At 68.3% G+C, this 13,032-nt stretch carries 10 protein-coding genes; 3 read left to right on the top strand and 7 right to left on the bottom strand.

Annotated elements, in window-relative coordinates; genetic code table 11:
- Window positions 1-79 precede the first annotated feature (79 nt).
- Both gnd and ABD206_RS08150 read left to right on the top strand, forming a co-directional pair.
- Window positions 80-1,129: a phosphogluconate dehydrogenase (NAD(+)-dependent, decarboxylating) gene (gnd, locus tag ABD206_RS08155; protein WP_344071235.1), complete on the top strand. Its 1,050-nt coding sequence runs from the start codon at window positions 80-82 to the stop codon at window positions 1,127-1,129.
- A gap of 15 nt (window positions 1,130-1,144) precedes the next feature.
- Window positions 1,145-1,501 carry a hypothetical protein gene (locus ABD206_RS08150; RefSeq protein ID WP_344071233.1) on the top strand — a complete coding sequence of 119 codons (357 nt, stop codon included), beginning with the start codon at window positions 1,145-1,147 and terminating at the stop codon, window positions 1,499-1,501.
- Here the strand turns inward: ABD206_RS08150 and ABD206_RS08145 are convergent.
- The 4 genes from ABD206_RS08145 to ABD206_RS08130 are packed head-to-tail and all read right to left on the bottom strand — an operon-like array spanning window position 1,498 to window position 8,255.
- Window positions 1,498-2,829, bottom strand: a complete 1,332-nt coding sequence (locus ABD206_RS08145) for a sensor histidine kinase (protein WP_344071465.1) — start codon at window positions 2,827-2,829, stop codon at window positions 1,498-1,500. The two genes, ABD206_RS08150 and ABD206_RS08145, sit on opposite strands and share 4 nt — an antisense overlap.
- Window positions 2,830-2,875: 46 nt before the next feature.
- Window positions 2,876-3,571, bottom strand: coding sequence for a response regulator transcription factor (locus ABD206_RS08140; RefSeq protein WP_344071231.1), 696 nt, complete (start codon window positions 3,569-3,571; stop codon window positions 2,876-2,878).
- Window positions 3,568-5,469 carry a YhgE/Pip family protein gene (locus ABD206_RS08135; RefSeq protein ID WP_344071229.1) on the bottom strand — a complete coding sequence of 634 codons (1,902 nt, stop codon included), beginning with the start codon at window positions 5,467-5,469 and terminating at the stop codon, window positions 3,568-3,570. Before ABD206_RS08135 ends, ABD206_RS08140 begins: the two co-directional genes overlap by 4 nt.
- A complete protein-coding gene (locus ABD206_RS08130; RefSeq protein ID WP_344071227.1) occupies window positions 5,466-8,255 on the bottom strand; it encodes an MMPL family transporter in 2,790 nt (929 codons plus the stop codon). The genes ABD206_RS08135 and ABD206_RS08130 overlap by 4 nt, the downstream gene beginning before the upstream one ends.
- Window positions 8,256-8,391: 136 nt before the next feature.
- On the opposite strand from ABD206_RS08130, the gene ABD206_RS08125 reads away from it, so the two are divergent.
- The gene (locus tag ABD206_RS08125; RefSeq protein ID WP_344071225.1) at window positions 8,392-9,294 is read left to right on the top strand and encodes a DMT family transporter; all 903 of its coding nucleotides are present in this window, start codon (window positions 8,392-8,394) and stop codon (window positions 9,292-9,294) included.
- Between the two features lie 180 nt (window positions 9,295-9,474).
- Here ABD206_RS08125 and ABD206_RS08120 read toward each other — a convergent pair whose 3' ends face one another.
- From ABD206_RS08120 to ABD206_RS08110, 3 genes are read right to left on the bottom strand one after another with little or no spacing between them, the layout of a single operon-like run.
- Complete coding sequence (locus ABD206_RS08120; RefSeq protein WP_344071222.1) at window positions 9,475-10,479, bottom strand: ABC transporter permease; 1,005 nt, start codon at window positions 10,477-10,479, stop codon at window positions 9,475-9,477.
- Window positions 10,472-11,497 carry an ABC transporter permease gene (locus ABD206_RS08115; RefSeq protein WP_344071220.1) on the bottom strand — a complete coding sequence of 342 codons (1,026 nt, stop codon included), beginning with the start codon at window positions 11,495-11,497 and terminating at the stop codon, window positions 10,472-10,474. Before ABD206_RS08115 ends, ABD206_RS08120 begins: the two co-directional genes overlap by 8 nt.
- Window positions 11,494-13,032 carry a sugar ABC transporter ATP-binding protein gene (locus ABD206_RS08110; RefSeq protein WP_344071218.1) on the bottom strand — a complete coding sequence of 513 codons (1,539 nt, stop codon included), beginning with the start codon at window positions 13,030-13,032 and terminating at the stop codon, window positions 11,494-11,496. Before ABD206_RS08110 ends, ABD206_RS08115 begins: the two co-directional genes overlap by 4 nt.

The raw sequence follows: 13,032 nt of genomic DNA, 5'->3' as shown, positions 1-13,032 counted from the left end.
GTCCCTAGACTGCGAGTGAACGTGCTCGGCGCGCACCGACGTGTCGGCAGTGGACGCACCGCGAACAGGGGACTCACACATGCAGCTGGGAATGGTCGGACTCGGACGGATGGGCGCCAACATCGTGCGCCGTCTTATGAAGGACGGACACGAGTGCGTCGTGTTCGACGTCAACGCTGATGCGGTCACCGCTCTTGCAGCCGAGGGCGCCACCGGCGCGACCTCGTTCGCCGACATGGCGGCCAAGATGCAGGCGCCGCGCGCGATCTGGCTCATGATCCCCGCGGGGCTGACCGGAACCGTCGTCGACGAGGTGGCCGAGGTTCTTGAGCCGGGCGACATCATCATCGACGGTGGCAATTCGAACTACAAGGACGATGTTCGTCGTGCCGCCAAGCTCAAGGACAAAGGCATCCACTACGTCGACGCCGGCACTAGTGGCGGCGTGTTCGGGCTCGAGCGCGGGTACTGCCTCATGGTCGGTGGGCCCGATGAGGCATTCGATTACATCGAGCCGGTGCTCAAGACCATCGCGCCGGGCAAGGGCGACGTCGAACGTACCCCGGGTCGCGACGGGGAATACGCGCCGGAAGAGCTCGGCTACCTGCACTGCGGGCCCTCGGGCGCGGGCCACTTCGTGAAGATGGTCCACAACGGCATCGAATACGGCATCATGGCCGCGCTCGCCGAGGGGCTGAACATCCTGGAGAATGCGGACGCCGGTGTGCGCGAGGCGTCGCACTCCGCGGAGGTCGCACCGCTCGAAGAGCCGGAGTTCTACCAGTTCACGATCGACACCGCGAAAGTGTCGGAGCTGTGGCGTCGCGGGTCGGTCATCTCGTCGTGGCTGCTGGATCTGACCGCTGCGGCCCTCGAGGCGAATCCCACGCTGGGGGGCCTCGCCGGGCGGGTCTCCGACTCCGGCGAAGGTCGTTGGACGGTGAAGGCCGCGGTGGACGTGGGGGTTCCGGCGCCAGTGCTGGCCTCCGCGCTGTTCGAGCGCTTCGCCTCGCGTGATGAGGATCACTACGCAAACCAGCTGCTCTCGGCGATGCGTCTGCAGTTCGGTGGTCACCAGGAGTTGCCGACGGGCGACAAGCTCGAAGCAGGCGCCCGCAAGGCGGAGTAGGCAGGAGCGAATCCCATGGCCAGCAGTCGACCACTTGGTGTCACGATCGTCGCACTCATCGCGATCTTCACCGCAGCGGTGCAGATCACGAGCGGTCTGTTCGTGCTCTTCGGGGGAGGCGGGATCGTGTACGGTCTCGTCTCGCTCGTCCTGGGCATCGTCACGCTTCTGGTGGCTCTCGGGCTGTTTGACGGGAGCAACCTTGCGCGCATCCTGACGACGATCGTGTTCCTGCTCAACATCGTCGAGTCCCTCTACGGCGCCTTTTCGTCGACGGAGAGTTTCTGGACCGGTGTCTTCGGCGCGCTGCTTCCCGTGATCGGTCTCATCCTGCTCTACACCGCTCGCGCGAACCGCTACTTCGCGGATTAGGCGTCCGGCGTCGCGAGCGCGGGCAGACTCACCTCGAAGGTCGTGCCCTCGCCGGGTACGGATGTGACGCCGATCGATCCGCCGTGGGCCTGCACGAGCGCCTGCACGATCGAGAGCCCCAGTCCCGAGCCGGCGCCGGAGCGTGCGGGGTCTGCCCGCCAGAACCGCTCGAACAGGTGCGGGAGATGGGTGGCGGGGATGCCGTGTCCCGTGTCGCTGACGCGCAGCACGCGGCGGCCCGCGACGCTCGTGACGGTGACGGTGATCGTCGCCTCGTCGGGGGTGTGTTGCAGGGCGTTTCCGACGAGGTTGCGCACCACCTGGGCAAGCCGCGGCTCGTCTCCGAGAACCCACGCTTCGCCGTTGACGTGCACCGTGATCTGTCGTTGCGGATGCAGGACACGGGCGTCGGCGACGGTGTCGAGGGCGATCCGTGACAGATCCACTCGCGCGCTTTCCAGAGGACGCCCCGCATCCGTTCGAGCCAGCAGCGCCAACTCGTCCGTCATGGTGCGCATCCGTTCCAGCTGCGTGGAGACGCGTCCGAGCGCTTCCTCCAGACGCGCGGGATCGGTCAGCCCACCGCGTTGGTACAGCTCTATCCAGCCGGTCGCAGAGGTCAGTGGCGTGCGCAACTCATGGGACGCGTCGGCCACGAACGCGCGCACGCGGTTCTCGGCATCCTCTTGCACATCGAAGGCGACGTTGATGGTCCGGGCCATCCGCGCGATTTCGGGATCTCCGGTGTCATCGACCGGAAGGCGCAGTGTGCGATCGCCGTCGGCGATCCGCTCCGCGCGTGCGGCGATCGTCGTCAATGGCCGCAGACCCCTGCCCACCACGATCATCGCTGCGATGATCAGGATGGTCGTGGTCACCAGCGCCGTCACCGAGAGCGCGGTGATGACGAGGATCCCGATCGCCTCGCGGTCGGCGGTGCGCACGACCAGCACGGCATCGGTGACAGCGACGCGGTCTGTGCCCGTGTCGAACGTCAGGTCGAGGGACGAAGTGTCGACCATCTGCGTGAGGTAGCGGCCTTCGACATCTGTCATCGTCTCGGACGCCGTGGCCAGGATCACCTCGACGTCTTCGACGGGCAGGCCGGCCGCGGCGAGGACCTCGGCGTCGTCGAGGAGGATGACTCCGAGTGAGCTGCCGGCGATGTCGGGAAGGCTACCGGGCTGGATGCTCGCACCCCCGGTCGCCTCGAGGCTGGTCGTCACCCTCGAGACCACGGTCTCGAGCTGAGATCTGTCGCGTTCGGCCAGCACCGGGAAAATCGCGAGCGCTGCGATCACCGCTCCTCCCAGGATCACCGCGATCATCACCGCGGCAAGTGTGACGGTCAGTCGCGAGCGGATCGACCGCACGTCAGTCGCCGGTATCCGTGCGCACGATGTACCCGAAGCCGCGGACCGTGTGAATGAGGGCAGGTCCGTCGCCTTCCACCTTGCGACGCAGGCTCGAGATGAACCTCTCCACGATGTTCGCCTCGCCGCCGAAGTCGTAGAGCCAGATCTCCTGCAGAATCTGGCTCTTGGACAGCACCCGATCCGCGTTCTCCAGCAGCAGCGCCAACAGGCGGAACTCCGTGGGCGACAGGTCGATCCGTCGTCCAGCGCGCTCGACGAGGTGGCGGTTTTCGTCGAGCCTGACGTCGGCGACCTCGAGGATGCCGTCGTCGACCGGCGCCGCGCTGGGCTCGCGGCGCCGAAGGAGCGTTTCGATGCGGGCGATCACCTCCACCGGACTGAACGGCTTGGTCACGTAGTCGTCCCCGCCCAGCCGGAGCCCCCGCACCCGGTCTTCGACAGCGTCGCGGGCCGAGAGGAAGAGGACCGGGATCTGCGCGTCGCGGCGCCGGATCAGCTGAACCAGCTCGAATCCGTCGATGCCGGGCATCATGACGTCCAGAACCACCAGATCGGGGTCCGCTGAACTCAGCGCGGCGATGGCGTCCGCGGCGCCGACCGCCTGACTGACCTCGTAGCCACTGAACTGCAACGTGGAGCTGAGCATGGCGCGGATCTCCTCGTCGTCATCGACCACGAGCACCCGCGCGTTCATGCGGCCATCCTGCCACGCAGCGCACCCGTGGCAGCGGCCGATGCGCGCGACATTCCGCTGCGCGAGCGCCGCCGACGGATGCCGATGCCCACCATGGCGACGCCGATCACCGTCCAGACGACCAGCGTCACGACGCCACCGACGACGCTCGCACCGGTCGGGTCGCCCGCGATTCCGGCGGCCAGGGTGATGAACGCGTTCGCGGGAAGCATCCCGTTCAGGGCTTCGATGGTCGGAGGCGCCGTCTGGATCGGAACGAGCGCGGATGCGGCGATCTGGGCCGCCGTGACCACCGCGAACACCAGCATCCCGTAGCGGCCGAACAGTGCTTCCAGCCCGCTCAGGAGTGTCGTGAAGGCCGCGGCACCCAACAGTGCGACCCCCGTCAGCGCCACGGCGGAGTCCAGCTCGAACCCGAACGCGCCGATGGCCGCGACCGTCACCAGCGCCTGCACGCCGGCGATGCCCAGTCGGGGGCGAAGGAGCAACACCAGCAGACGGGACGTCGTGGCGGGGGAGTCCAGCGCGGCCCTGTCGTATGGGCGGCGGCCCACCATGAGCGTGGCGAGCGTCCCGAGCCAGAGGACCACCGTCGCGATCAGCGCCGCGATCCACCCCTGCGCGCTGCTGGTGGCATCGGTCACCAGCTCGACGGGGTCCGTGACGACGGCGGCGAGCGCGTCGGCCTGCTGGTCCGTGTAGACCGGGACCTGGGCGGCTCCCTCCTCGAGTCCCTCGGCGAGCTCGCTTGCGCCGTCTGCGAGCTGGCTCTGCCCCTCTGCGAACTGCGCGGTGCCCGCCGCCAGCTGGGCGGCCCCGGTGGACGCCTGTGCGGCGCCGGTCGCGGTCTGTGCGGCGCCGGCCGCGAGTTGCGCTGCTCCGTCGGCGAGGCCGGTGGCCCCGGCCGCGAGCTGGGCGCTCGCATCCGCCGTGCCCTGGGCGCCGGTCGCGACCTGGCTCGCGCCGGCGGCGACCTGTGTCGCGGACCCGGCAAGGGCCGTGGCGCCCTGCGATGCCGCGGTCAGTGTGGCGCAGAACTCCACCGACGAGGATGCCGCGGGACATGACGCGGCAAGACCCGACAGCGTGTCGGCGAGGGTCGTGGCGCCGCCTGCGACGCCCGCGGCACCCGCGCTCGCGGACTGGGCGCCGGTCGCCAGCTGCGCCTGCGCGGTTGCCAGCTGAGTCGCGCCGGTGGCCACGCCCTGGGCGCCGTCCGCGATGCCTTGGGTGCCGCCGGCGACGCCGTTGGTGGCGGTCTCGAGCTGGCTCATCCCGGTCGACAGCTCGGACGCTGCAGCACTCAGCTGGCCTGCGCCCTCGGCCGCCTGCGCGGCGCCGTCCGCAAGGAGGACGGCGCCGTCGGCCGCCGCGGACAACGATGCCGACACCTCGCCCATTCCGGCCGCGGAGGCGGTCACGTAGGCGTTGGTGATGCTGTCTCCCAGTGTCGTAGCCGCTGTCTGCGCGACTACCTGCGCCGCCAGGCCTCCGACCGCCGAAGCGGCCGGATTGGTCTCCAAGGTCAGCTCCGCCGAGACGGGGTCATCGGTTCCCACCGACAGGACCGATGCGGAGAAGTCCGCGGGAATCGTCAGCACGGCGTAGTAGTCACCGCTGTCCAGGCCCTCCTGTGCATCGTCGGCGCTGGTCAAGGTCCAGCCCAGTCCCAGTGTGTCGCCGTCGGGGTGGATGAGCGCACCGGAGAGGGCACGTCCGGCCGCCATCGGCGTGTCACCGGTCACGATCTCGTCGTCGTTCACGATGGCGACAGGGATCGCGGACACCTCGGACTCCCGGTCTGCGATGCTCCAGCCGAGCACCGCGGCAGCGGCGAGGGGGACCAGCAGCGCGGCGGCGAGAAACAGCGAGATGCTGCGCGGACGGGCGGCGTTCATGCGTGGGCTCCGATCGTGGACGGGGAGGGCGAGGTGCCCCGAGGGGTGCGGCGGAATCTGACGACGCTTGCGCCCTCTGCTTGGAGGAGGTCCGCGAGCTGCGGTCGCGATGCTCCCGGTAGGAACACGATGTTTGCGCCGCACACCAGCGCAACGACGGCGGCCACCTCCTGCCGGTCCATGGCATCCAGGTCGCTGACTGCCACGCGCTCGCCGATTCGGCCTTCGCCGCTGGAGAGCAGGCGCACCGCGCGATCCTGACGCTCGCGCCGCATTCGGCGCGACCCTCCGTTCACCGCGATCATCTGCGCGAGGTGGTCGTTGACGCTCCCGCGGGGATCGATGTCATCTGCGTGCGCGATCGCGGTGACCCGACGTACCGCCTCGGCGCGCTCGGGCAGCACCTGCCCCGCGACCGCGAGAGAGCCCGACAGTGCGCGTGTGCGGCCGGACAGGACGTGCGCGAGAAGGACCTCGTCCGTGCCGTCATCGGCGGGAAGTGTCGCGATCTCGCCGACGCGCAGGTCGAAGGTGAGGACGGCGCCGTGCTCGTGCGTGCGAAGGTCACGCGCCGAGATCGCCAGCGCGGGGCCGCCGGCGTCATCCAGTGCCAGCTGCCGGGTGAGGGCTTCGCCCTCGACATCCACGGACGGGAGGATGCGGGCCAACCACCCCGGCATCCACCAGGCGCGCGCGCCGAGCAGGGACATCACCGCCGGTACCAGGGTCATACGCACCAGGAACGCGTCGACGAACACGCCGACGGCCAGTCCGAAGGCGATCGGCTTGATGGTGGCGCTGCCGCCGGGGACGAACGCGGCGAACACCGAGATCATGATGACTGCGGCCGCCGTGACGACGGGAGCCGAGTGTCGGAATCCCGAACGCACCGCATCGTCGGGATCGCCCGAACGGCTGAAGTCCTCGCGCATGCGGCTGACCAGGAACATCTCGTAATCCATGGCCAGGCCGAACAGCACGCCCATCACGAGGATCGGCAGGAAGCTCACGAGCGGCCCGGGGGAGGCCTCTCCCAGCAGCGCCGGGAACCAGCCCCATTGGAAGACCGCGACGATCGCCCCGAACGCCGCACCCACCGAGAGGAGAAATCCGAGGGTCGCCTTGATCGGCACCCAGATCGAGCGGAACACGATCATCAGCAGGATCAGGGACAGCCCGACCACGGTGAGGGTGAACGGCAGGAGTGCGGCGGACAGCTTCTCGGACGTGTCGATGTTGATGGCGGTGGTTCCGGTCACGCGGATGTCGCTCACGCCGTACTCTTCCTCGAGCTCGGAGGAGCGGTCACGGATGTCGTGGACGAGGTCCTTGGTCACCTGGTCGTTCTGACCGCCTTCGGGGATCACACGGAGCAGGCCGGTGTCACCTGACTCGTTGGGGGTGGCGACGGCGACGGCGGCGACCCCGGGGATCTCCTCGAACGCGGCCGACAGATCATCCAGCGTCTGAACGGGCTGGCTCGACTCGAGGATGTCGACCGTGATCAACAGCGGAGCGTTCCACCCGGGGCCGAATGCGTCGGCGACGGCGTCGAAGTTGTCGCGTTGGTCGGTTCCGACCGGCTTGGTGCTGGCATCTGGGAGGGCCAGAGACATCTGGGCCGCGGGGATCGCGAGCGCGCCGACGCCGACGACCACCAGGACGATCGTCAGGGCTGGGACCCGCGTGACGACGCGGATCCATCGATCGGTCAGCCTTGTCGTGTGCCGCGCAGGTTTCGCCGCCGCCCGGGCAGCGCGTCGCGCCGCTCGACGGGACCCTGCGCGTGGGCCCGGACGCAGGCGCTCGCCGAACAGGAGCGCGACGGCGGGCAGCACCGTGAGGGCGACGAGAACGGCCATCGCGACCGCCAGCGAGCCGCCGACGGCCATGACCGTGAGAACCGGGATACCGACGACCGAGAGCCCCAGCAAAGACACGATCACGGTGAGGCCGGCGAACACGACCGCGCCGCCCGCCGTCCCCAGTGAGCGCGCCATCGCCTCGGTGGGGGTGAGGCCGTGGGCGAGCTCCTGCCGATGCCGCGAGAGGATGAACAGCGAGTAGTCGATCGCGACGGCAAGACCCAGCATGACGGCGAACGAGGGTGTCGCTGTCGAGATGGACGTCAGGTTCGAGGCGATCATGAGCGCCCCGCTCGTTCCCGCGACCCCCAGCAGTGCCGCGAAGATCGGCATCCCCGCGGCCAGGAACGATCCGAACGTGACCAACAGCACCATCAGTGCGACCAGGATTCCGATGATCTCGGATGCGTGGCTCATCTCCCCGCCCTGGCCGCCGTAGGCGGCGCCGCCGATGGTGCTCGCGACTCCCGCAGTGTCGATCACGGCGGCGTCGTGGACGGCGGCGAGCACGTCTTCGCTGGGCTTCTCGTCATCGAATTGCACCGTCGCCAGAGCCGCGTCGCCGTCGTCGTTGAGTTGCATCCGGTCGATGTCGCTGACGCCGGCGACCCCGTCCACCGCCTCGATGTCGGCGATGGTCTCGCTCAGGATCGCCGCTGTGTCGGCGTCCTGGATCGAGCCCGACGTCGTCTGGAAGAGCAGCTGCGCACTCGCGCCCGAGGCCGAAGTGCCGAATCGCTCGGTCAGCACCTCTTGGCCGACCTGGGACTCGGTGCCGGGCACAGAGAAGTCGTCCTCATACGACGCGCCCAGCAGACTGCCGCCGCCGATGAGGGCGAGGACGATCAGCAGCCACGCCACCAGCACGAAGATGCGGTGGCGGGCGATCAGACGACCGAGCCGGTGCAGGAACAGAGACATGCGGACCTCGACAGATGTGGGGGATGGGCAGGGACAGTCGATCGTCCGCACCTGACGGGTCCGCATCCACGAACCTGACGATTGCCTGACGGGTCAGGTCCGCTAGCCTGGCGGCACACGCGCCCGGGAGGCATCCATGACGTTGACCTCGTTCCCCGAGATCGGCATCGCGCTCGCGGTGCTGTCGGCTGCGCTGCTCACGTTCGGCAACTTCTTCCAATCGCGGGGAGTCGCGCGGGTCCGCAGCGCGCGCGGCGGACTGGGAGCGGCCGGGTTCTGGAGTCTCGTCCGAAACCCGGTGTGGCTGATCGGGAGCGTGCTGTTCGGGCTCGCGATCCTCGCCCAGCTCGGTGCCCTCGCGTTCGCGCCGCTGATCGTCGTGCAGCCGGTCGGGGTCGTCGCGCTCGTCTTCGCGTCCGCGCTCTCGGCGGCGGTGATGCGGCGCGCTCCGAGTCTGCAGGAGATCATCGCCGTGGTGGTGGCGGTGTCGAGCCTCGGCATCTTCGTGTGGGTCGCCGCCGACGTCAGCGTGCAGACGACGATCGTCGATGAGCAGCTGATCGCCATCCTCATCGTGCTGCTGTTCGTCCTCGCCGTCACCTTCGGCGGGCTCGCGCTCTGGCGGCGCCGCGCGATCGCACCGGTGATCTACGTGCTCTTGGCGGGGTTGTTCTCCGGCTTCGTCGCGACCCTCGGCAAGACCGTCATCCTGCGCGTGCAGACGGCCTTCGCCACGGATGACCTCGGGATCGACGACACCAATCTGCTGACGATCGCGTGTCTCGTCGGGATCGGTGTCGCCGGAGCGCTCTCGATCTATTTCGTGCAGACGGCCCACACGGTCAACTCGCCGGAGACGGTCGTGGGTGGCCTGACGATCGTCGATCCCTGCGTCGCGGTGGTGCTCGGTATCACGATCCTGGGGGAGGCCGCCGGTGCACCGCTGTGGAGCATCGGCGTCTTCGTCGTCACCGGCGCCGCGGCCATCTGGGGCGTGTGGCGCCTCGCGAATCTCAGCCCGGCCCCCGAGAAGCTCTGAGTGTAGTTTCGCGGGAGCTCCCACCTCGCGGAGGTAGGAGATGTCGCGAGAACAGGACGACACGCCGGCCGAGCGTCCTGTTCTCGCGATTTTTCCTACGCTCGCGAGGAGCTTTCGTGGGTGCAGGAGTGCTGGGGGTGAGGGGCGGATGCGGCGGCATCCACCCCTCACCCCCAGTAGTCAGGACTTGTCGCGCCCGTAGGCGGCCAGCACCGCGAGGATGATGACGCCGTAGATGAGGTTCTGCATCGTGGCCCCGAGGTTGAAGACCGCGACCAGTGTCGATACCTGGCCCAGCACCAGCGCGCCGACGAAGGTGCCCGTCACCGATCCGCGGCCGCCGAACATCGAGGCGCCGCCGACGATCACGGCCGCGACCGAGCCCAGCAAATAGGTGTTGCCCATCGTCGTCTCGGCCTGCGAGAAGTAGCCGACGATGACGATGCCCGCGAACGCCGCCAGGAGCCCTGATGCGGCGTAGCCGGTGATCCGGATCCGCGCGACGGGCTGTCCGGCCAGACGTGCGGCATCCTCGCGTGCGCCCACCAGGAACAGTGAGCGTCCCCACCCGCTGTAGCTGAGGATCAGTTGGAGAACGACCATCAGGATGAGTGCTGTCGGGAGTACCGCGGCGAACGAGATGCCGAAGACCTCTATGCGCGCCGACGTGAATGCCGTCACCAGGTCGGGGACGGCGGTGAGCTCCGACAGCGGGAAGCTCAGCAGCAGCAGCCCGAAGAGGAGCCCGTTGATGGCGATCGTCGTCACAATCGGCGTCAACCCGATCTTGGCGATGATGAACCCATTCACGAGGCCGATCACGATGCCGCTGAACAGTGCCATCACCAGTCCCACTGCGGGCCCGAACGTGGCAGTCCATGTGAGGAAGCCGAGTGCCGAGAAGGCGATGGTGTTCGGGACCGACAGGTCGATGCCGCCCTGGATGACGGCGATCGTCTGACCGTACGAGGCGATTGCGAGGATCGCGGCGAAGGTCGCCGTGCTGATCAGTCCCGGGAGGGTGAACAGCGACGGGCGCAGGATGCCGCCGACGATGAACAGCAGGAGGAAGATCAGGATCCCCCAGCCGGCACGCGGCATCCGCGAGACGATGCGAGCCGCGAGACTGCGGTCATCGGTCGGTGCGTCCATGGGGGGCACCGACGTTGTCATTGTGTCACTCATCGTCCTTCCTCCTCAGGCTCGTTGCCCGGGTGATGACCTGGAACAAGCGCGGGATGACGACCACCGCGAGGATGATCAGCGCGCTGATGACGTACTGCCAGTACGAGTTGATGCCCGCGAAGAACAGCAGGTTCCCGACCATTCCCAGGACCGCCGCCGCCAGGATCGTGCCGATGATGCTGCCGCGGCCGCCCGCGAACGAGGCCCCCGAGAGTGCGACTACCGCGATCGAACTCAGCAGATAGGAATCGCCGCTGCGCGGATCTCCCGTCAATGTCGAACCTGCGAGCAGGATGGCGCCCAGCGACACGATCGCGCCCGACACCATGAAGGTGACGAGGATCGTCAACCGGGGCTTGAGGCCCGCGGACTGCAGCGAGACGCGGTTCGATCCGACGCCGTAGACCTGACGGCCGAACGAGGTGCGCTGCAAGAAGAACCACAGACCGACGGCGATGAGGGTCAACCACACGAGGGAGATCGGGACGAACGGCAGAAGCTCCCCGCTTGTCGCGAGGTAGATGTCCTTGCTGAGAGCACCGCCCGGGCGATCGAGGATCTGCCTGGCCACCGCCGCGTAGATGAACGCCGTCGCCAGTGTGACGGCGATCGCCGGGAGTTTGGCATAAGCGACGAGGACACCGTTGATCCCGCCTGCGACGATGCCCACGACGAGCGCCAGGGCCAGTGCGCCGGGTGCGCTGAGGTTGACGATTTGGGTCGCGAACACGACATTGCACAGGCTCGTGATGGCGCCGATCGAAATGTCGATCCCCCCGATGAGGACAATCAGAAGCTGCCCGATCGCGATCAGGGCGAGAGGTGCGATCAGGTTGGCGGCGGACTGCAGCTGGAAGCGCGTCAGCAGCCCGGGATTCACTGCAAGGTAGACCCCGAAGAAGATGACGAACGCGAGCACGGGGGCGATCGCGCCCTCGTAGCGCAGTCGTCGCACGCCGTGGGACAGAGCGCTGCGCTGCGGAGCCGGCGTGCGGACGGTGGTGGTCGTGGGGCTCATGCGGTTCCCACCGCCGCTCCCACGATCGCGTCGGGTGTGATGTCGTCGCCTTCGAGGATGCGCGCGACGCGCCCCCGGTACAGAACGGCGACCCGATGGCACAGGTGCACCAGTTCCTCCACTTCGGTCGAGAACCAGACGATTGCCACGCCGCTGTCGGCGAGTTCGAGCATCGCCCGGTAGAGCTCTTGCTTGGCGCGGACATCGATGCCGCGCGTGGGGTCGTGCAGCAGCAGGACGGAGCGACCGCGATCCATCCAGCGGCCGAACACGACCTTCTGCTGGTTTCCGCCGGACAGGGCCGAGACGGACTCCTTGGGTCCTCGGGTGCGCACGCTCAGTTCTCCGAGCACCCGGTCGATCCAGCTGCCCTCCCGATAAAGGGCGAATGCTCCGCCCGCCCCGAAGGGACGAAGCCATGGCGCCAGCAGGTTCTCGCCGACGCCCAGCGTCAGCGCGAGGCCCTCGGTCTTGCGGTCTTCGGGAACGAATCCCAGCCCGCGGCGCACCGCCTTGGGCGGGGAGAGGCGCGAGACGGACTGGCCCGCGATCTTCCAGGTGTCGGCGACGGCCGGGGTCGCCCCGAAGAGGCAACGCAGCAGTTCGGCCTGCCCCTGGCCTTGCAGGCCGCCGATGCCGAGAATCTCTCCGCGACGTGCAACGAGGTCAACTCCATCGAGGGCTTCGGCTCGAAGTCCCTGGATCTCGAGTGCGATCGGCGTATCTTCCGTCGGGGCGGCAGGGGGTTCGGGGAAGTGGCGCTTGGCCGTGCGACCGGCCATGAGTGAGACCAGCTCGTCGTCGGTCCATCCGCCACGGACGAATTCGCCGACGGATGTGCCATCGCGCAGCACGGTTCCGCGGTCGGCGATCTGAGAGAGCTCGCTCAGGCGGTGGGAGACGTAGATGATCCCGACGCCCTTCGCGGTCAGCTCGTGGATGCGGTCGAACAGCCACTCAACGCCGGTCGGGCTGAGTGCCGACGAGGCCTCATCGAGGATGAGGAGCGTGGGATCGGCGGCGATCGCGCGCACGATCTCGATCACCTGACGGTCGGCCAGGCGCAGATCGCCCATGACCGCCGACGGATCCAGGTGGGTGACATCGAGCAGTGTGAGCAGCTCTTCCGCATGCTCTCGTGCCTTCTTCTGGGAGAAGATGCCCTTTCCCCGCTTCTCGGGAAGCACGAGGTTCTCGGCGATCGTCCAGTCGGGGACGAGCGCGAGCTCTTGGAAGGCGCACGCGACACCGCGTTCACGCGCCTCCGCGATGGAGCCGACCTGGAAAGGCCGGCCCTCGAGCAGGATGCTGCCGGAGGTTGCCGGAGTCGCCCCCGCGAGGATGCGCGACACCGTGCTCTTCCCGGCGCCGTTCTCGCCGACAAGGGCCAGAACCTCCCCGGGGTTGCAGGCGAAGCTCGCGCTCTCGAGGGCATGGACGGCGCCATACCGCTTGGTCAGTTCGGAGACCACCAAGAGTGGCTCCGTCCGGAGCGCCGCGTCCTGCGCGACGCTCCGGATGGATGGGTTTTCCAC

It is taken from the genome of Microbacterium sediminicola (assembly GCF_039531125.1).
Taxonomy (GTDB): Bacteria; Actinomycetota; Actinomycetes; order Actinomycetales; family Microbacteriaceae; genus Microbacterium; species Microbacterium sediminicola.
Note: the sequence above shows the minus strand (reverse complement) of the source record. Positions and strands in the feature narration are given on the sequence as shown.